Here is a 19,082-nt window from a genome sequence, read left to right on the forward strand (position 1 = left end):
TCCACCTGTCTTCTTGTTTTCAAACAGAAAACCTGCTCTGGCCTGATTGCCAAAGCAGGTTTTTCTACAGGCTGAAATGCCGGGCATTGCTGCCCGGCATTTTTCCATGATTGCAGTTTTTGCAGATTAACCCTCTGCGCCGTAGGATGCGGCGTAGGCTGCATAGTCGATGTTCTGCACCTTGGTCAGAGGCTCGGCGGAGTACTTCTCAACGCGCTCATCGTTGATCACGCCGCCCCAGTTCAGACCGAATGCAAAGTCGTAAGTATTGCCGTTGGCGTCAACGTAGCACTCCATATCGCGGGGCACGTCCTCCAGCTGAGCTTCCACGGCTTCCATGTCGGCGGGCTGCTGGAACACCAGCAGGCCGTTGGGCTCGGTCTCGCCCAGGATGATCTCGGCAACCACTTCGGGGCGCTGCTTGGAGTAGCAGCCCAGGATGACGTCGGCCATGGACTCGGTCTCGGTCCAGACCATGCCGCGCTCCATCTTCATGGAAACGATCACGGGGATATCGCCGGCCACGGAGTCCGCATACTGCAGAGCTTCCAGATCGCCGTAGTTGGCAGCAGCGGGAGCGGTGTTGCCCTTGTAGGAGCGGTTCTGCTTCTCGCCGTCAACGATAGGACCAGCAATAGAGGTCTCACGGGCGGTTTCCGCAGTGTACTCGCCGTACTGCATGGATACGGGGTACCAGTAGATGTCGTCCGGATACAGCTCGTTGTTCTTGTAGGCTTCCAGATAGCCAAAGGCGCTCACATAAGGATCGGTGTAGGAAATGCTGTACGGATTGCTCATGCCAACCAGAATGTAATCGCAGGCTGCGATTTCCTCGGCGGTGGCACGGGTCAGGTCGTCCTTGGTGTAGGTGGGGTTGCCTTCCGCATCGGCTTCGCCGGTGGGATCGCCCAGCTTATCGGTAACCACGTTGAAGTACTGGCCCATCACATCCATATCCATGCCGGGAGTCCAGCTGGGAGTACCTTCGCTCACGCCGCCCATCCAGCTCACGCTAAAGCCGGTGTTGTAAACGTAGGGGATGTAAACGGTGGGCTTATCGGAGGTGGCGGAGCCGCCTTCCTTGATGGTGCCGTCGTTCTTCAGCATCACAACGGAGTCGCGCTGGCCTTCCAGCCCCAGCTCGCTGTTGCCGCCGGTGGTGATGATGGACTCGGCGTAAGCGGAGTCATTGTAGGGCTGATCGAACATGTTGAGGTTCATCATAACCTCGATGTAGTTGGAGGCAGCGTGGCTGATGATCTCCTTGGCGGTCTCTTCACCGTTGCGTTCCACCAGCTTGTCATAGGCAGCAGCCACAGTTTCCATGGTGCCGTAGCCGCCCAGCAGCTCAACACCCCGCTCCCAGCCGAAGGCGATCTTCTCAGCCTCGTCGGCCATATCCTCGGTGCCCCAGCAGCCAGCGAACTGGAATACGCCCCAGTCGGTGATGGTCAGGCTGTCGTAGCCGGCCTCGTCCAGCAGGCCATACATGTAGGCGTTGTAGGCGCCGGCCAGATCTTCGCCGCCGTAGGGGTTGCCCTCGCCGTCAACGTTCACGGAATACTGGGTCATGATACCGGAGGAACCGGTCTTGCCGGGCAGGTTGAACACGCCGTCAAAGTAGGTGATCAGGTGTGCTTCCAGGTTGTCGCCCGGGAACACCGCGTAGTGAGCAGTGTAGTGGTGGTCGTCGCGGCCGCCTTCGGTGGCGCCTGCGCCGGCATAGTGCTTGGTGAAGCAGAACACGGACTCGTCGCCCCAGCCCAGATCTTCGCCGTTCTCATCGTAGGTGGACTGCATGGCGTTTACATAAGCAGTGGCGATGTCCAGAGTCAGCTGAGGATCTTCGCCGTAGGTGCCGCCGGCACGGCTCATGGAAGCGCCGGCAATGTCAACCTGGGGTCCCAGCAGGGCGGTAACGCCCGCAGCGCGGTATTCCTTGGAGGTCTCCACGCCGATTTCAGCGGCCAGCTCGGGATCCATGGTGGAAGCCAGAGCGGTGGTCTCCACCAGGCCGGAGATGTTGGCCGGGTCGATGGAGATCATGGCCGGAATGCCGTAGTAGCAGCTCTCGGCAACGGCCTGAATCTGGTTGGTCCACTGGGCGTGGACTCCGCCGCCACGGCCGATGTTACGGGTAACGCCGCCGCGGCCGCCAGCCTCCAGGAAGGTGCGGGAACCATCGTCCTCAGCCAGAGGCTCGGTGGTGAAGTCGCCCCAGCCGCCGTGGGAGAGGATGGCCGCCATCTCGGCGCCCTCCATCTGGCCCACCAGGTCGGCGGTACGCTCTTCGGTGGTCAGACGCCAGTCTTCGTAGGCGTCCAGAGTGCCGTTCTGGTTCAGATCCTTGAAGGCATAGCCGTCGTCTTCAATGACCTTGACGCCGGAGTTGGGCGAAAGGCCCAGAACCTCGCCGCCTTCGTTCTCCAGCTTCAGCCAGCCGTCCTCGGTGGTGGTGACGGTGTACTTGGCGCCCTCACTGGGCTCCGGCATGTAGCCGCTGGGCTCCGCCGCCGTGGAGGTGGACGAAGAGGCGGGAGTGCTGGCGGGCGTCTGGCCGCATGCGGCCATGCTCAGCGCCATGCCGATTGCGAGGACAAATGCCAGGAAACGCTGTACGTTTTTCAAAGGTAATTCCTCCTGTTCCGCTTATGTTCCTTCAAAATGCGGGGAGCGCCTGCCCCCCGCTGTTGTTCATCAATCAGCCCTGCTTGTAGGGATCGGCGTACGGATCAGCATAGGGATCGGAGGTAGCGCCCTCGTCGGTGGTGGAAGCAGCAGTGCTGGTGGAAGTAGCAGTGCTTGCGGGCTCGTCCTTGCCGCCGCAGGCAACCAGAGAGCAAGCCATCATCAGGGCCAGAACCAATGCAATAATCTTTTTCATGTGTAATTTCTCCTTCCTATCTTGCAACATGATCTCCTTGCAGCATGTTGCTTTTCTAACTGGCCCGATTCTACCACAGCCTTCACAGACGTTTCACACAGTCTTCACAAACTGCACATTTTACGCACAAATGGTAAAACGTATTATCCAGTTAGCACAAATGTGCGCGATATATTTTTGTGCATAACCAATAAATGCAGCCGGAGGATTTCCCGGAAACATTTTCGCCCCGCCGCTTCTGCAAAATTTGGGATTCCCCTCCTTTTCCGGGCAAAAAAGCCCCGCCGGGGCGGAATGTGCCTTCCGCCCCGGCGGGGTATTTTGTTGAATATGCTGCAATTTTACTCAGACGCCGGGCTTTGCCCATCCAAGGCTGCGGCCCACGGCCCTGTGCCAGCCCGCCAGCAGCTGATGGCGCTTGTCCTCCGCCATATCGGGGGCAAAGTCCACGTCGCAGCTCCACAGGCGGCTGATCTCGTCGGTGTCCTTCCAGACGCCCACCGCCAGCCCGGCCAGATAGGCCGCGCCCAGGGCGGTGGTCTCGCGGATCATGGGGCGGCGCACCGCCTTGTTCAGAATATCCGCCTGGAACTGCATCAGGAAGCGATCCCGGGAGGCGCCGCCGTCCACCTTAAGTACGCTCAGGGGGATGCCGGTGTCCTTTTCCATGGCGGCGACCAGATCCGCCGACTGATAGGCAATGGACTCCTGCGCCGCCCGGATGATGTGCTCCCGCTTGGTGCCGCGGGTGATGCCCACAATGCAGCCCCGGGCGTACATATCCCAGTGGGGCGCGCCAAGGCCGGTGAAGGCGGGCACCAGATAGACCCCGCCGGTGTCCGGCACCTTCTGGGCGTAGTACTCCGCGTCCCGGCTTTCGGTGAAAAAGCGCATCTCGTCCCGCAGCCACTGGATGACCGCGCCGCCCACGAACACGCTGCCCTCCAAGGCATACTGCACCGGCTGGCCCTTCACGGTGGCCGCGATGGTGGTGAGCAGGCCGTTTTCGCTCTGGTGGCGGGTCTCGCCGGTGTTCATCAAAAGGAAGCAGCCGGTGCCGTAGGTGTTTTTGGCCTGCCCGGCCTCAAAGCAACCCTGCCCGAAGAGGGCGGCCTGCTGGTCGCCCGCGATGCCCGCCACCGGCACCTGCACCGGCCCGATGGTGGTATAGCCGTAAACCTCGCTGGAGGAGCAGACGGTGGGCAGCATGGCCCGGGGAATGTCCAAAAGCTCCAGCAGCTCGTCGTCCCAGTCGAGGGTATCGATGTTATAGAGCATGGTGCGGGAGGCGTTGGTGCGGTCGGTCACATGGGCCTTGCCGCCGGTGAGCTTCCAGACCAGCCAGGTATCCACGGTACCGAACAGGATCTCGCCCCTTGCCGCCTTTTCCCGGCTGCCGGGCACCTGATCCAGAATCCACTTGATCTTGCTGGCGGAGAAATAGGCGTCCGGCACAAGGCCGGTTTTTTTGCGGATCATGTCGCCATAGCCCTTTTCCACCAGTTCATCCACAATGGGGGCGGTGCGGCGGCACTGCCACACGATGGCGTTGTAGATGGGGCGGCCGGTTTCCTTTTCCCACAGGATGGTGGTCTCCCGCTGGTTGGTGATGCCGATGCCCGCGATGGCCGCCGGATCCACCCCGCTTTTGGCCACCACCTCCATCATCACGCTGTACTGGCTGGACCAGATTTCCATGGCGTCGTGCTCCACCCAGCCCTCTTTGGGGTAGATCTGCTCAAATTCCCGCTGGGTCATTTCCAGAATGTTCTGCTCATCGTCGAACAGAATCGCCCGGCTGCTGGTGGTTCCCTGATCCAGTGCCAGAATGTACCGGCTGCTCATTGCATTTCCTCCTTTGCCGCGCCCTGTGCATCCAGTGCGCGGGTGGTCACAAAGTCCGCCCCGGTGCCGCACACGTTGGCCACCGCCACCTGACCCAGAGCCACCGGCGCGGTCAGTTCCAGACCGTCCAGCGTCTGCATGGCTTCAAAGATCAGCCCCTTGGGAATGGGCTTTGTGGTTTTGACCGGGCAGCGGGGATGGGCCGCACCCCGCACCGCCACCGTGCTGGTGATGGTGCGGGTGGGGTTCGTTAGTTCCATTTTACCATATTCTTCGCCCCGTGGGCAGGTATTTCCGGTCACTTTGTAGCCATCGTTCTCGTCCACGTGCAGACGGCAGCCCTTGGGGCACACAATGCAGATCAGTTCCTTCATGCCTGTTCCTCCTCTACCGCCACTTCCAGCGCGCCCGCCGCCTTTGCCAGCAGGGCCGCGGGCAGGGTGATGTGTTCCATCTCGCCGGGGGCCAGATGCTCCCGTTTGAACCGGGCCAGCGGCGCGCCCTCACTGGTGACCACCACCGCCGAATTGCCGTAGACCCGGCGCACCCGGAAGAAGATCTCCAGCTTTTTGTCCACCGCCGCCGGGCGGTATTTCTGGGGCACGGTGTAGCCCACGCCCTCGCCGTTTTTGATCTCCACCGCCGGGCCTTCGCTTGCCTGCCCCAGCGCATACCGGGCGGCGGCGGCACCGGCCCGCTGGCTTTCGGCGGTGACAAAGTCCACCAGATCGTGCACATGCACCACATTGCCGCAGGCGAACACGCCGGGGGCGCTGGTCTCCATGTTCTCGAACACCACCGGCCCCTTGGTGCGGGGATCAAGGGTGATGCCCGCCCCGCTGGTGAGCTCGTTTTCCGGAATCAGGCCCACGCTCAAAAGAATGGTGTCGCAGTCAAAGACCATCTCGGTGCCGGGGATGGGGCGGCGGTTTTCGTCCACCTTGGCCACCACGGCCCGCTCCACCCGGTCCTTGCCCTGAATGTCGATGATGGTATGGGAGAGATACAGGGGGATGTCGTAGTCCTGCAAACACTGGACGATGTTGCGCATCAGGCCCCCGGAATAGGGCATGACCTCCACGCAGGCCAGCACCTTCGCGCCCTCCAGCGTCATGCGGCGGGCCATGATCAGGCCGATGTCGCCGCTGCCTAAGATCAGCACCCGCTTGCCCACCATGTAGCCTTCCATGTTCACATACCGCTGGGCCGCGCCCGCGGTGAACACGCCCGCCGGGCGGGTGCCGGGGATGCCGATGGCGCCCCTTGTGCGCTCCCGGCAGCCCATGGCCAGCAGAATGCTCTTGCCCTGCAGCAGCCGGTAGCCCAGCGTTTTGCTGATGGCCTGCACGGTGTGCGCCTGGGCGTTCACCTCCAGCACCATGGCCCCCAGCATCACCTCGATGCCGGTGCCCTCCAGCTGCCGGATGAACCGACCGGCGTATTCCGGGCCGGTGAGCTCTTCTTTGAAATGATGCAGGCCGAAGCCGTTGTGGATGCACTGGTTCAGAATGCCGCCCAGCTCCTCGTCCCGCTCCAGGATCAGCACATGCTCCGCGCCGTTTTCCCTTGCGCTCAGGGCGGCTGCAAGGCCCGCCGGGCCGCCGCCCACCACAATCACATCATATTCCTGCCGCTCTGTCATACGGTTTTGTCCCCCTTTGCCTGTTTCGTCCGGCCGGTGAGCAGAATGCTCGCCGCCCCCTCCTGCGGAATCTCCAGCGGGCTTTTGCCCAGCTCCCGGCTCAAAATCTCCATCACCCGGGGCCCGCAGAAGCCGCCCTGACAGCGGCCCATGCCCGCGCCCACCCGGCGCTTCACCCCGTCAATGCTGCGGGGCGGGATGGAGGTGTGGCAGGCGGCGATGATCTCGCCCTCGGTCACCGTCTCGCACCGGCAGATCACCCGGCCATAGGAAGGCTCCCGGGCGATGAGCGCCGCCTTTTCCTCGCCGGGCAGCTCTTTGAAACGAATCCGTTTGCGGGTGGTCACCGAGTTTTCCTTTTCCTTCAGCACAAGGCCCGCCCGCTGGAGCAGGGCCGCGGCCTCCTCGCCCACCGCTGCGGCGGCGGAAAGGCCGGGGCTCTTCATGCCCGCCAGATCGAGGAAACCGGGGGCCGCCCACTGGATGACGAAATCCGGCCGGTCGGTGTTGGCCCGGATGCCCGCAAAGTTGCGGATGCAGGCGGAAAGATCCACGCCGGGCACGCTTTTGCGGGCGCTTTGCGCCACCTGAGCAAGGCCCATGGCGGTGGTGGCGGTGTCGGCTGCATCGGGAATGTCCTGTGCGTTGGGGCCGACGATCAGATTGCCGTGCACCGTGGGGGCCACCAGCACGCCCTTGCCCGCGGCGGTGGGGCACTGGAAGATCACCCGGCCCACGGTATTGCCGGCGGATTTGTCCAGCAGATAATACTCGCCCCGGCAGGGTTTGGTGACAAAATTCTCCGGCGCGGCCATCGCGTGCACTTTGCCCGCGTCCACACCGGCGGCGTTCACCACAAAGCGGGCTTCAAAGTCGCCCTTTGTAGTCTGGATCTTCCAGCCGCCCTCGGTGGGGGTAAGGCCGGTGACCCGGGTTTCCAAGTGCAGGTCAGCCCCGTTTTGCACCGCGTTTTCCGCCATGGCCAGCGCGAACTCCCATGGACTCACGATGGCGGCGCTGGGTGCGTGCAGGGCGGCGGTGATCTCCGGCGAGAGGTTCGGCTCCAGTGCCCGGGCCTTTTCGCCGCTCAAAATTTCCAGCCCCGGCACCCCGTTGGCGGTGCCGTTTTCGTAGAGCCGCCGCAGCGTTTTCTCCTGCTCGGGGCCGAAGGCCACCACGAAGCTGCCGGTCTGCTTGTAGGGCACATCCAGCGCGGCGCAGATTTCCTTCGCCAGCGCGCTGCCCCGCACGTTCAGCCGGGCCATGCTGGTGCCGGGCTCCGGGTCGTAGCCCGCGTGCAGAATGGCGCTGTTGGCCTTGGTGGTGCCCATGGACACATCGTTTTCCGCTTCCAGAATCAAAACGCTGACCTGCTTTTTGGCCAGCTGATAGGCCACCGCCGCGCCGGTCACGCCGCAGCCGATGATTGCCACATCTACCATATCTGTTTCCTCCTTTTATTCCGCAGCCTGACCCAGCCGGAAGGTGAGCTTCACCGGGTTGTGGTCGCTGTAAGCAAAATTGGTGTCGATGTTTTCCGTCGTGGCGGACACGTTATCCGAAACGATAAACCCGTCCAGCACGGTGGTGTAGTTGACCCCCGGCTCCCAGGGAATGTCCGCGGTGCGGCAGGTGGGGGTCTGGTACTCATTCTCCGCCCGCCGGATGGAAAAGCCCGCGGGCAGATCCGCGTCGGTGAGCTGGGCCACCCAGCCCGGCAGCTGCTGGCCGCTTTCAAAGGCTTCGGCCATGCCCTCGCCCAGCGCGTGGTTGAAGTCGCCGCCCACGATGACGTAGTTGCCCTTTTCGTATTCCGTTTGCATCACGTCACAGAGCATTTCCAGCTGGCGGGCCCGCACGGTGCCGCCCTCGTCGTAGGCGGACATGTGGCTGTTGATGAGCACCAGCTCGCCGCCGCCCTCCACCGGGATGCGCAGCTGGGCAAAGCAGCGATCCAGATCGGTGAATTTTACAAAGAAGCTCTCATCCACCGGGTAGCTGCGGCGCACCGCCTCGTCGATGCGGCAGCGGCTCAGGGTAAGCAGCCCCGCGTTCACCGCGCCGTGGGGGTCGTGGAAGGGGTAGAGCAGATACCGGGTGTGGAAGTTGCAGGCGAACACCGCCCCGTAGCCGGGCAGGCCGTCTTTCAGCATGGCGCTCTGGTCCACCTGATGGCTCCGGTCCGCCTTCACATCCACCTCCTGCAAAAGCAGAAAGTCCGCATCCTGGGCGGCGATGGTCTCCAGCGCGCCCCGGGTGTTGGCCAGCACCGATTCCCGGTTGCGGGCCTTGCCCCATTTGCCCTGCACCGGGGTGCCGTCCGCCATGGTGCCGGTGTCCATGAAGAAGCTGTAATCCGGCCCGTAGGCGCCAAAGCCGATGTTATAGGTGAGGGCGGTGTATTCCTGCCCGGGGGCCAGCGGCTCCAGCTGGGGGGTGGTGACTTCCAGCGTTTCCCCGTCCGGAATGCGGTAGTAGCCGCTTTGCAGCCAGCCCACATAGCCCGCCAGCGCCGCCGCCAGCACCAGCACAAGGGCCAGCAGCGCCAGCCCGATCCGTTTGAACCATTTTTTCTGCTTTGTCATCATGCACCTCGCTGTTCAATCTGCGGCAAATCCCAATACACTTCATTCCAACAAAAAAAGGCAGCAGAAACACACCGTCATGGCGTCTGTTCTGCTGCTCTTCACTCTTGCACAGGCCGGAGCCTGCCGAAAGCCCCGGGCATTTTTCTGGCGGCGCGTCGGCCGCGTTTATTGGTCATACTATTATTATAGAGGGCGGGGCCGCCGGGGCGCAATGGGCAGACCCGCAAAAATTATCCCCGGGTTTTTGTGGCATGCGCACAAAGCGCCCCCCGGCATTGCCGCCCCCGGTTTTCGGGTGCTATAATAAGGTATCATCAAACCGGAAAAGAGGATGCCCCATGGATGCCCGCCTGCAGGAACTGCTGGAAGAAAACCCCATCATCATCGCCATCAAGGACGAGGAGGGCCTTGCCCGCTGCCTTCAAAACCCCAAGCCGGTGGTGTTCGTTTTATATGGGTCTGTGGTGAGCATCCCGGCCATCGTGCAGCGGCTGAAGCAGGCGGGCAAAACCGTGTTTGTGGACGTGGATCTGCTGGACGGCCTTTCCGCCCGGGAGGCGGCGGTGGAATATCTGGCCGGGGCCACCCGGGCGGACGGGGTGATCAGCACCAAGGCGGCGCTGGTGCGGCGGGCAAAGGCGCTGGGCCTTGCGGGGGTGTACCGCACCTTTCTGCTTGATAACATGGCCCTGCAGAGCCTGCGCAAAAGCGGCGGCAGCCAGTGGGCGGACTTCATCGAGATTCTGCCCGGCCTGATGCCGAAGCTCATCGCCCGTTTGAGCCACGAGCTGGGCGCGCCGCTCATCGCCAGCGGCCTGATTGCGGACAAGCAGGACGTGATCGACGCGCTGGGCGCGGGTGCGGCGGCGGTGTCCAGCACCTGCCCGGCGGTGTGGCAGCTGTAACGCCGTTACAGCTGCCGGTATTCCCGCCGGATGCACACGCCGCCTGCCACTGCCGCCGCCATGCGAAATTCCCGCCTGCTTGCGGCAGGCTGCAATTCGTTTTGCCAGACTCATTCCATCGCCCTCCTTTTTCTGTTTCTATCATAGCAGGGCGATAGGATTTTTTCCAGCACACCGGACGGGAATTCCGCCCGCCGGATGTGTCATTCTGCCCGGATACGCAAAAAGGCCCCGGCCAGCGGGTTTGCTGGCCGGGGCCTTTTGTGCTTTTGCCGTGGGGCTCTGCTCTGCGCTTAGCCCTCGATCTGGATGCTGCGGGATGCGGGAGTAACTTCGCCCTTCTTGGGCAGGGTCAGCTCCAGAATGCCGTTGTTGTAGGCGGCCTTGATGGCGGTGGTGTCGATGCCGCTCACGTCGAAGCTCCGGCTGAAGGAACCGAACTTGCGTTCCCGGCGCACATAGTTGCCCTTGTCGTCCTTCTCGCCGCTCTCGGAGTTGTGGCGGGCGGTGATCATCAGGCTGTCGCCATTCAGGTCGATGGAGATGTCCTCCTTATTGAAGCCGGGCAGCTCCGCTTCCATCAGGTAGGAATCGCCCTTGTCCTGAATGTCGCAGCGGAACTGGCTCATATCGCCAAAACCGGTAAAGAGGCTGCGCTCCATGTTATCCAGATAGTTGAACAGACTGTTTTCTTCACGGCCAAACGGAATCATACCAAACATAAAATGCTCCTTTGCTCCGCGCCATTTATCATAGATTTTTGTTGTAATGCGGTGCGCATGGTACGCGGGGGCTGCGCCGCTTTGTCAATCGGAATTGTCCGGGTCGCTTCCAAAGGCTCTTGCCTTCAGGTCCCGTTCCCTTTTGACAACTATATTCTACCGCCGGTTTGTGACATAAAATCGGTGGATTTATGAACATTTTGTTAATTATTAGCACTCTACCTCTTAGAGCGCTAATTCATTCTTTCCGCCCTTTCTGCCATAGATTTTTGTCGCAATCATCCCCTATCCTACCCTGCCGCCGGTCCCCGACTGCTTGACAAGTATATCGGTACCTGATATAGTTGTATCGGAAGGCGATATAACGCTTGCCGAGCAAACAAAAAAGGAGGGCCGCAGATGAACGAACACATCGCACTGACCGAAGCCTTTTATTATATTCTGCTTTCGCTGTACGAGCCGCTGCACGGCTACGGCATCATGCAGAAGGCCGAGGAATTTTCCGGCGGGCGGGTGCGGCTGGCGGCGGGCACTTTGTACGGCGCGCTGAACACCCTGCAGGACAAGGGCTGGATTGAGGCGCTGCCCTGCGCCCCGGGCAGCCGGAAGAAGGAATACCGCATCACAGCCGCAGGCCGCGCCGCCGTGGAAAACGAGCTGGCCCGGCTGAAGGAGCTGGTGAAAAACGGCGAACAGGTCACAGGAGGGAATCCGGTATGAAAAAGATCATCCACCGCACATTTTTTGTCTGGAATTTTGAAAAGGAAATCGACTGGCTGAACGACATGAGCCGCCAGGGCTGGCAACTGTGCCGGGCCGGGTTCTTCGTGTATGAATTCGAGCAGGGCGAGCCGGGCGAATACCAGTACCAGCTGCAGCTGCTGCGAAAAGCCGACCCGGACTATCTGGCCTTTCTGGAGGAAACCGGCATTCAGGTGGTGGGTCGCTGCCTGAACTGGATCTATTTAAAAAAGAAATCGGACGGCCAGCCCTTCGAAATTTTCTCGGATCTGGAGGGCGTGCTGCGCCATCTGGACGGGGTCATGGCCCTCTGCGGCGTAGTGATGACGGTTAACGTGCTGCCCGGCTTTGCCAATCTGGCCAACAGCCATCTGCAACAGCTCAGCTGGCTGAATCTGGCGCTGGCCGCCGTAGGCGCCTTTGGCTTCTTCAAGCTGTATTTCCGCCGCCGGGCGCTGGCCACCCGGAAGGACCTGCAGGGCTGACCGCCGTTGCCCTGCCCCGCCCGCCGGGGCTATAATATAATAAGAAAAAACAAAAAGGCAGGTGTGTGTTCATGACCGACGACGAGCTGCTGTTTTTTGACTCCATGCCCCAGATGCTGCCCATCTATCAGGCCCTCTGCCATGGGCTGGAGCAGCGGGGCCTTGCCTTCACCGCCAAGGTGGGCGCACCCAGATTTCGCTGCGCAACCGGTATGTGTTCGCGGCGGTGTCGCTGCCCTGGCGAAAGGTGAAGGGCTGGCCGGAGGAATATCTACTGGTGAGCCTGGGGCTTTCCTACCATAAGGAGTCCCCCCGGGTGGCGGTGGCCACCGAGCCCTACCCCAACCGCTGGACCCACCACATCCTGCTCACGACCGCCAATGAGGTGGACGCCGAGCTGCTGGACTGGGCCGAGGAGGCCTGTCAGTTCGCCATGGTCAAGTGATGTTACAAAACCGGGCGAAACCGTCGGCTTTGGTTGGTGGCCTTTTGGCCCTTTAGGCGGTATACTGAGAGAGCCAAAACAGAAAACAGGAGGTTTTTTCCCATGAGCTTTGCAAGCGGTTTGTATCACGCCCGCAAAAAGAGCGGCCTTTCCCAGGAGAACGTGGCCGAAAAGCTGGGCGTTTCCCGCCAGACCATCTCCAAATGGGAGACCGGGGGTTCACTTAGATAAAGATACCACACCAATCCCACGCTGACTTTTGCTCAACCAATACAGCCGGAGGGCTGGATAACAAGAAAAGGCGGTATGCGCCCCGTGGAGGGGTAGCATATCGCCTTTTCTTGTGGGGGTTTCCAAAGGGGGCAACGCCCCCATTTGGCACACGACTTTGCGAAGCAAAGTGTAGTGTGTTATACGCTCTGTCGGCGTTGTCGTGAAAATGCCGTTGCCGCCGGGGAGGGCAAGGGCATTTGAAGCGGCAAGATTTGAAGCGGCAAGAAAACAGGGCTGTGCTTGCGTGGCGTGGAGCCGCAAGCGCAGGTCTGGTTTCATCAGCAGACAGGGCGTATATGAAAGCCCCCGTCCCTCGTCCTACGCTCCGACTTGTGGACAAAGTGTCCCGAAGTTGTGGCCACACTCCCGGAAAAGTAGCAGGACAGCGGGCAACCGTCAAGGCTGAAATGAACGGGGTTACACCCGGCCTTGACCGCCGCCCGCCGCCCCGCTGGATGGGTGGACAAGGCGGCCAATCCCTCAAAGTGCTTGGCCGCGCTCTTTCTGATTTTGAGGTATTCAGTTTTTCAAAATTGAATAATCAAAATAAATTTTTTCGATTGAAAAAATTTTATTTGTTATCATCTTCAATGCCATATTTTTTCTTTTGCCGAATCACATAATTACTGATTTTTTCATCATATAGTGGATACTGGTAATCCAACTGGCATGCCACTTCTGACGAAACCTCCCGGAACAATGCCATACATTGTTCAAAGGATTCCCACATATGGGGATAGGAATCCATATTATAAGTAGACATAAGTCGTTCCCACAATTCCTCTGGGACATATTGCTTCATAAATTTATAGTTTTTTCCCAAACTGAAATGAAATCCCTGTTTGATACCAATCAGCCAGGAAATCATGCGAAGCAATTCTTTTCGTACTATATCATTCATATGGTCAATAGCAAAAAGAATTTCTTTGCGGCATAAGCCCTTTACTACATATGTTGTAGTATTCCAAAATTCATTACAGCAATCGTCAAACATTCTTTGAGTAGGCTTCTGCAAGTGGTAGTCTATATCCGTTGGTATTGGCGGCTTTACGATACGGTTGTCTTTATCCAACAGTAACTTTACCAGTTTATCCCATGTAAAATACTCGTCTATCAGTTCCAGCGGCAGCAAAGTTAAATCTATCTTAACATCATCAGTAAACAGCATTAAATATGAAAATCCCTTTTCTACAGCTGGAAATAATTCCATATCTTCCGGCTTTTGCAGAATCAACCTTTCACCAAATATATCTAGCCATTTATCATCACTTGTGAAGCTGTCCATATCCGTAACAAAAAAAGTAATATCAAAATCCTGAAAATCATCAGGCGGAATATTTGTATTTGTTCTAGATCCTTCCAAAGTAACCATGCGAATGCGTTTGTCTGTTTTTGCAAAATTCAAAACAATATCATAAACTTCCTTTTCTGATCTCATTTTTATCTCCTCCAATTATTGAAATAGGTGTGAAGCCATTTTAGGGCTTTCCCGCCTTGATTACCCTTTAGCAAAGACGGGCGGGACTGTCAACGGCGGCGCATGAAATGCGCCGTTCATCTTGACCGTTGACTGGCTCGGCTGGCTTTGCTATTTTCTCGATGAAAAACAATTTATTCGTATTTATTTCCATCATTGTCATAGTAAGCCACATGAATGGAATACTCTTTTTCTGGGTTTTTAATTGAGATAATATCCATATCATCTGTGTTGTATCTCAATGTATCTTGCACTTGTCCATTTATTGTATAAGTGATTTCAGCATACTCTGTTTTAGCACCATTAAACCAAATTAAATCATACCATTCTCCGTTTATTGCAACGCCACCGACAATAATCTCATCACTATTTCGGTTTGTTGATGTACTAAATTTGTAGTCTCCATTTCCTGTTGGTTCAAAGATAGCAAGTGTAGATTTATTATCTGTACTGTATGCTCCACTCACGATATAACCGCCAAGTTCCAGTTCTTTTGCGATAGTCCATTCATTCCCTTTTGAAATTGCGGTGTTCAATATGCTTTCTCTGCTGGTAATGGTATCTCCTTTGGGAGTTAAACTAAAGAAATATAAAAAAGCGGCAGCAACGCAAATAACAGTCGCTGAAATTATCAGTAACCACTTTTTCATAACCAATACCTCCATATAATCTGATTTATTATTCTCTTACTTGCGTCCCCGCTGCGGCTTTGGATTTTTCAGCAAATCCGATTTCTGTGCAATCTTTTTCAACCACTTCTTTTCTTCCTCTGACAGTTTCCCATAGTTCAGCTTGAGCCGCTTACAGATAAATGCCATAGCCGCCTGCTCCGGGTCGCTGTCCTCTCTGGTGGTTTCCTCTGCGGTCTGCAAAAAATCTTCCAGAGGATTGTCCTCCGGGACGCTGAAAAAATCGTCCTTGTGGGCTTCCCGCAGGTCGAAGGCTATCTTGTTTATGTCCTGCTGTATCACATAGCGGCAAAAGCTGTCATCGTCAATATGGGCGGCGATAAGCTGTCGCAGCTGTGGGTCAGTCAAGCCGGGATTGTGTTGTTTCATAATCGTTGCACTCACAGCGTCCACAATGGCGTTTGCGCTCTGCACCTGCTTTCCCGCTACGCCGTTCACATAGATTTCAAGGTCGGCCATGAGCCGGGGAAAATCCGGGTGGGTCGCCAGTTCACACAAGAGGGAATTGTCCACCCGCCCGCTTTTCAATAGTTCAATCATATCGTCGCTCAAACGCAGGTCTGCAAGATCGGCGTTTGGGTGATTTTTTGTTTGGGAACGGCCCAGCAGATAATCAACAGTCACTTCGTAAAACTTTGCTAACTCAATAAGGGCATAGTGGCTGATGTCCTTATACTCGTCCGCTTCATAGCTGCCAAGCGCAGATTTGGAGAGGTGCGTCTGTTCCGCAAGCTGTTCCAGCGTCAAGCCACGCTCCACACGCAGGTCTTTTAGTCGTTCTTGAATAGTTAGGGCCATACTCTCCCCCCCTCTGTCCTCTGTTCTAAAATATCATCCAATCTTACCACGACTTTTTGATTTCTCTTAATAAAGCAACCGTAATATCTTTGGCAATACTTGATGCTTTTGCACAGTTTCCGTCAAAATTATCAACTCCGCTGTGTTTTTCAGTATCGGTCACACACCGAATGGCGATAAACGGTATGTCATTTGCATAGCAGACATGAGCGATACTGGCAGTTTCCATGTCAACCGTCAAGGGAGCAAATTCATCGTTTATTTTTTGCCGGCTCTCATCGGTTATAAACGATTCTCCCGTTACCATACGGCCCCAAACTACCTTTCCAGAAGTTGAAAGCTTGTCAACAGCAGACTTTGACATATCTATCAGCTTTGGGTCTGCCACAAAAAACACAGAATTCATCCACGGATGAAATTCCGTTAAAATGTCTGGCGCTACATCGTGGTAACAAACTTCTGTGGAGATAACTGTATCGAATATTTCAAGTTCTGGCTCCATACCGCCCGCTGTCCCTGAATTGATAATTATATCCACGCAAAATACATCTATCAAAAGCTGAGCGGCTATGGCGGCATTTACTTTGCACACGCCGGAAAACAGGGCGACAACTTCTACACTATCAATCTGTCCAGCATGGAATTTCAGCATAGCTTTTTCCGTTATCTTACAGTTGCTTATCAAGGGCAAAAATGGGGCGAGTTCTTCGTCACCCGCACATAAAATTCCGATTTTCATAGATTATTGTCCTCCTATGGCTTGAAAGCCAATTTTTATGTTTATTTTACCATAATTCCGAGAGCACGGAAATAGCCTGTTTTTTAAGCCGATTTCCTACCTTTCGGATATACGGGACGGGCGGTCATTTAGGTGTAGACTTAGGGTAGTTCATCGATGGACAGCACCTTGAAAACAGAATGACCGTCCAAAAAGGAATACCCCGGCTGGGGAAGCACTGCAAGGAGCCAGCTTCTGGACACTTTGTCCAGAGGTCACTTCGGGACAAGTTGTCCCGAAGTTGCGGGGAGCGTGCCTCGTCGCCGCAAGCTGCGTATCATTCGCTTCCGCCAGAGGGCGAAAGCTCACTCGCTCCGCTGCGGCTCCTCTCCCCACAAAGTCTGACGACTTTGCGGGGGCCCCTGTTGGGAACACGCCGCAGGCATGGGGCAAGAAACCTTTTCGGGGAGAACGGCAACGGAAAGCAAAATGGAGGGAACGCATGAGAGATAACCCCTATAAAGACTTGCCGCCGCTGGAACGCAGGCCGGACGGTTCCCTTTACCGCATGACACCGGCGCAAAGGAAACAGGCGGCCAGCCTGATACGCCAGGAGTGCTGTTGCTGTGAGGACGGCAACTGCATTGTCCTTGATGATGGGGACACCTGCACCTGCCCGCAGACAGTTTCTTTCTCGGTCTGCTGTAAGTGGTTCCGCTGGGCGGTCTTGCCGCTGGACGGGACGCTGGAAGCGGAGATTTTCCGGGATAAGGACTTGAAACGCTGTGTGGTCTGCGGCGGTGTGTTCGTCCCCAAATCCAACCGGGCAAAATACTGCCCCGGCTGTGCCGCCAGAGTTCACAGGCGGCAGAAAACAGAAAGTGAACGGAAAAGGAGGTCTGCTGTGGACAGTTAGGAGCGAAAAAAGCCTTGATTTATTAGGCTCCGCAAGCCCCAAACCGGGGCAGGTGGTATAAAGTATCGCCCGCCCCGGAAAACGGGCTTCTAACCGTCCACAAAACACGATATGACAAACACGATTTACATTCATCAGCCGGAAAAGGCGTTCAGCTTCACCCGGCTCCCGAATTTTCTCTTTGAAGCCCCCACATTCAAGCCCCTGTCTAACGAGGCAAAGGTTCTGTACACCTTTATCCTGCGCCGGACAGAGTTATCCCGCAAGAATGGGTGGGCGGATGACTGCGGACGGATTTTCCTGTATTACCCTATCTGCGAAGTGGTTGACCTGCTCCACTGTGGGCGGCAGAAAGCGGTGAACACCCTGCGGGAACTGCAATACGCCGGACTGGTGGAGATCCAGAAGCAGGGCTGTGGAAAACCCAACCGCATTTTTCCAAAATCCTATGAAGCGGTTCCAAACACCGACTTCAAGAAATCCCGTTCTGGTACGCCGGAGGACTGAAAACCGTACCCTTGAAGTACGGAAACCGCCCCCCTAAAGTACGAAAACCGGACGGTATATAGAAATACAAAGATTAAAATGATTTATTTATATCCATTCCATTCCTATCGTATCAGAGATAATTCTGGCAGGATTTTCCCTGTGGAAAACCCAGGATAGGAAAGGAATGGGGAAAGGAGCAGAATGGCACAACACGCAATTTTGCGGTTTGAGAAGCACAAGGGCAACCCGGCAAGGCCGCTGGAAGCCCATCACGAAAGGCAGAAAGAACAATACGCCAGTAACCCCGACATTGACACAAGCCGGAGCAAATACAATTTCCATATCGTCAAGCCGGAGGGACGCTATTACCACTTCATTCAGAGCCGTATCGAGCAGGCCGGATGCCGAACCCGCAAGGACAGCACACGGTTTGTCGATACGCTGATAACCGCCAGCCCGGAGTTTTTCAAGGGGAAATCTCCAAAGGAGATACAGGCGTTCTTCCAAAGGGCGGCAGATTTCCTCATTGGCCGGGTAGGACGGGAAAATATCGTGTCGGCGGTGGTACACATGGACGAGAAAACGCCCCACCTGCATTTGACCTTTGTTCCGCTGACAAAGGACAACCGCCTGTGTGCAAAGGAGATTATCGGCAACCGGGCAAACCTGACGAAGTGGCAGGACGATTTTCACGCCTATATGGTGGTGAAATATCCCGACTTGGAGCGTGGGGAGAGTGCCAGCAAGACAGGCCGGAAGCATATCCCCACCCGGCTTTTCAAACAGGCGGTTTCCCTCTCCAAACAGGCCAGAGCCATTGAAGCCGCCCTTGACGGCATTAACCCGCTGAACGCCGGAAAGAAAAAAGAGGAAGCCCTCTTCATGCTGAAAAAGTGGTTCCCGCAGATGGAGAACTTCTCCGGGCAGTTGAAAAAGTACAAGGTCACAATCAATGACCTGCTGGAAGAAAACAAAAAGCTGGAAGCAAGGGCAAAGGCCAGTGAGCAAGGCAAGATGAAAGACCGCATGGAACGGGCAACGCTGGAAAGCGAATTACACAATCTCCGCAATTTCGTTGACCGTATCCCGCCGGAAGTGCTGGCGCAGGTGAAACGGCAACAGCGGCACACAGTAAAGGAAAGGTGATAGATATAAGCAGAAATTTTCGCCGCCCCTGTGCGGCATTGTACCTTGAAAACTGAATATGGAGGACACTGGATGGCAAAAAGCGAAAGCGATATTTTTACGCCCCGGACAGGGCAGGTCATACAAGCAGAGAACGGCACGCAGTATTTTGTATGTGGGAACAACCGTATAAAAATCTCCGAACACTTCGCCGCAGGCGGGAAGCCCCTCGGTGATCTGATTGTAGATGTGGTGCGGCATACCGCAGAAAAAGCCGCTTCAACCTGATAGCCCATCATTGATAACACGCCCACGCTTATGATATAATTGCCATAGAGCA

General features: G+C 56.8%; 22 protein-coding genes and 1 pseudogene. 11 read left to right on the plus strand and 12 right to left on the minus strand.

Going from position 1 to position 19,082, the window contains the following annotated elements:
* Positions 1-126: 126 nt before the first annotated feature.
* The 7 genes from ACESYO_RS14390 to ACESYO_RS14420 all read right to left on the minus strand — a co-directional run bounded on the left by ACESYO_RS14390 (position 127) and on the right by ACESYO_RS14420 (position 8,956).
* Positions 127-2,628: a glycoside hydrolase family 3 N-terminal domain-containing protein gene (locus tag ACESYO_RS14390; protein ID WP_373210575.1), complete on the minus strand. Its 2,502-nt coding sequence runs from the start codon at positions 2,626-2,628 to the stop codon at positions 127-129.
* 73 nt (positions 2,629-2,701) lie between these two features.
* Positions 2,702-2,884, minus strand: a complete 183-nt coding sequence (locus ACESYO_RS14395) for a hypothetical protein (protein WP_373210573.1) — start codon at positions 2,882-2,884, stop codon at positions 2,702-2,704.
* Positions 2,885-3,229: 345 nt separating this feature from the next.
* Positions 3,230-4,729 (minus strand): glycerol kinase GlpK, encoded by a 1,500-nt coding sequence (glpK, locus tag ACESYO_RS14400; protein WP_373210572.1) that lies wholly within the window; start codon positions 4,727-4,729, stop codon positions 3,230-3,232.
* Entirely contained in the window at positions 4,726-5,103 is a 378-nt protein-coding gene (locus tag ACESYO_RS14405) for a DUF1667 domain-containing protein (RefSeq protein WP_058962681.1), read from the minus strand. Before ACESYO_RS14405 ends, glpK begins: the two co-directional genes overlap by 4 nt.
* Positions 5,100-6,371 (minus strand): NAD(P)/FAD-dependent oxidoreductase, encoded by a 1,272-nt coding sequence (locus ACESYO_RS14410; protein WP_058962682.1) that lies wholly within the window; start codon positions 6,369-6,371, stop codon positions 5,100-5,102. The genes ACESYO_RS14405 and ACESYO_RS14410 overlap by 4 nt, the downstream gene beginning before the upstream one ends.
* The gene (locus tag ACESYO_RS14415; RefSeq protein WP_058962683.1) at positions 6,368-7,813 is read right to left on the minus strand and encodes an NAD(P)/FAD-dependent oxidoreductase; all 1,446 of its coding nucleotides are present in this window, start codon (positions 7,811-7,813) and stop codon (positions 6,368-6,370) included. Before ACESYO_RS14415 ends, ACESYO_RS14410 begins: the two co-directional genes overlap by 4 nt.
* Positions 7,814-7,828: 15 nt before the next feature.
* The gene (locus ACESYO_RS14420) at positions 7,829-8,956 is read right to left on the minus strand and encodes an endonuclease/exonuclease/phosphatase family protein (RefSeq protein WP_373210571.1); all 1,128 of its coding nucleotides are present in this window, start codon (positions 8,954-8,956) and stop codon (positions 7,829-7,831) included.
* 341 nt (positions 8,957-9,297) lie between these two features.
* Between ACESYO_RS14420 and ACESYO_RS14425 the strand changes: the two genes are divergently transcribed.
* Entirely contained in the window at positions 9,298-9,864 is a 567-nt protein-coding gene (locus ACESYO_RS14425; protein ID WP_058962684.1) for a glycerol-3-phosphate responsive antiterminator, read from the plus strand.
* Between the two features lie 293 nt (positions 9,865-10,157).
* Here the strand turns inward: ACESYO_RS14425 and ACESYO_RS14430 are convergent, their stop codons facing one another.
* Positions 10,158-10,577 (minus strand): Hsp20/alpha crystallin family protein, encoded by a 420-nt coding sequence (locus ACESYO_RS14430; protein ID WP_346671961.1) that lies wholly within the window; start codon positions 10,575-10,577, stop codon positions 10,158-10,160.
* A gap of 408 nt (positions 10,578-10,985) precedes the next feature.
* Between ACESYO_RS14430 and ACESYO_RS14435 the strand changes: the two genes are divergently transcribed.
* The 6 genes and pseudogenes from ACESYO_RS14435 (at position 10,986) to ACESYO_RS14460 (ending at position 13,153) form a co-directional block, all read left to right on the plus strand.
* Positions 10,986-11,306: a PadR family transcriptional regulator gene (locus ACESYO_RS14435; RefSeq protein WP_283129150.1), complete on the plus strand. Its 321-nt coding sequence runs from the start codon at positions 10,986-10,988 to the stop codon at positions 11,304-11,306.
* Entirely contained in the window at positions 11,303-11,812 is a 510-nt protein-coding gene (locus ACESYO_RS14440) for a DUF2812 domain-containing protein (RefSeq protein ID WP_283129149.1), read from the plus strand. Before ACESYO_RS14435 ends, ACESYO_RS14440 begins: the two co-directional genes overlap by 4 nt.
* A 71-nt stretch (positions 11,813-11,883) precedes the next feature.
* Positions 11,884-12,063 carry a hypothetical protein gene (locus ACESYO_RS14445; RefSeq protein WP_373210569.1) on the plus strand — a complete coding sequence of 60 codons (180 nt, stop codon included), beginning with the start codon at positions 11,884-11,886 and terminating at the stop codon, positions 12,061-12,063.
* Positions 12,039-12,257 (plus strand): DUF5655 domain-containing protein, encoded by a 219-nt coding sequence (locus tag ACESYO_RS14450; protein WP_373210568.1) that lies wholly within the window; start codon positions 12,039-12,041, stop codon positions 12,255-12,257. Before ACESYO_RS14445 ends, ACESYO_RS14450 begins: the two co-directional genes overlap by 25 nt.
* Positions 12,258-12,359: 102 nt before the next feature.
* Positions 12,360-12,470: pseudogene (locus ACESYO_RS14455) on the plus strand (helix-turn-helix transcriptional regulator); the annotation flags it as partial.
* A 257-nt stretch (positions 12,471-12,727) separates the two neighbouring features.
* A complete protein-coding gene (locus ACESYO_RS14460; protein ID WP_032548332.1) occupies positions 12,728-13,153 on the plus strand; it encodes a hypothetical protein in 426 nt (141 codons plus the stop codon).
* Here the strand turns inward: ACESYO_RS14460 and ACESYO_RS14465 are convergent.
* The 4 genes from ACESYO_RS14465 to mtnN all read right to left on the minus strand — a co-directional run bounded on the left by ACESYO_RS14465 (position 13,102) and on the right by mtnN (position 16,233).
* A complete protein-coding gene (locus tag ACESYO_RS14465) occupies positions 13,102-13,968 on the minus strand; it encodes an aminoglycoside 6-adenylyltransferase AadE (RefSeq protein WP_001255868.1) in 867 nt (288 codons plus the stop codon). The two genes, ACESYO_RS14460 and ACESYO_RS14465, sit on opposite strands and share 52 nt — an antisense overlap.
* A gap of 173 nt (positions 13,969-14,141) precedes the next feature.
* Positions 14,142-14,657: a hypothetical protein gene (locus ACESYO_RS14470; RefSeq protein ID WP_015573183.1), complete on the minus strand. Its 516-nt coding sequence runs from the start codon at positions 14,655-14,657 to the stop codon at positions 14,142-14,144.
* A gap of 36 nt (positions 14,658-14,693) precedes the next feature.
* Positions 14,694-15,494: a helix-turn-helix domain-containing protein gene (locus tag ACESYO_RS14475; protein WP_008395979.1), complete on the minus strand. Its 801-nt coding sequence runs from the start codon at positions 15,492-15,494 to the stop codon at positions 14,694-14,696.
* A 43-nt stretch (positions 15,495-15,537) separates the two neighbouring features.
* Positions 15,538-16,233 (minus strand): 5'-methylthioadenosine/S-adenosylhomocysteine nucleosidase, encoded by a 696-nt coding sequence (gene mtnN, locus ACESYO_RS14480; protein ID WP_008395978.1) that lies wholly within the window; start codon positions 16,231-16,233, stop codon positions 15,538-15,540.
* Positions 16,234-16,714: 481 nt separating this feature from the next.
* On the opposite strand from mtnN, the gene ACESYO_RS14485 reads away from it, so the two are divergent.
* The 4 genes from ACESYO_RS14485 to ACESYO_RS14500 all read left to right on the plus strand — a co-directional run bounded on the left by ACESYO_RS14485 (position 16,715) and on the right by ACESYO_RS14500 (position 19,030).
* Positions 16,715-17,128 carry a cysteine-rich VLP domain-containing protein gene (locus ACESYO_RS14485; RefSeq protein WP_044930679.1) on the plus strand — a complete coding sequence of 138 codons (414 nt, stop codon included), beginning with the start codon at positions 16,715-16,717 and terminating at the stop codon, positions 17,126-17,128.
* A gap of 111 nt (positions 17,129-17,239) precedes the next feature.
* The gene (locus ACESYO_RS14490) at positions 17,240-17,635 is read left to right on the plus strand and encodes a replication initiator protein A (RefSeq protein WP_008395976.1); all 396 of its coding nucleotides are present in this window, start codon (positions 17,240-17,242) and stop codon (positions 17,633-17,635) included.
* A 183-nt stretch (positions 17,636-17,818) separates the two neighbouring features.
* Positions 17,819-18,763, plus strand: a complete 945-nt coding sequence (gene mobV / locus ACESYO_RS14495) for a MobV family relaxase (protein ID WP_008395975.1) — start codon at positions 17,819-17,821, stop codon at positions 18,761-18,763.
* Between the two features lie 72 nt (positions 18,764-18,835).
* Positions 18,836-19,030, plus strand: a complete 195-nt coding sequence (locus ACESYO_RS14500; RefSeq protein ID WP_002334813.1) for a hypothetical protein — start codon at positions 18,836-18,838, stop codon at positions 19,028-19,030.
* Positions 19,031-19,082 lie beyond the last annotated feature (52 nt).

It is taken from the genome of Allofournierella massiliensis (assembly GCF_964241245.1).
Taxonomy (GTDB): Bacteria; Bacillota; Clostridia; order Oscillospirales; family Ruminococcaceae; genus Allofournierella; species Allofournierella massiliensis.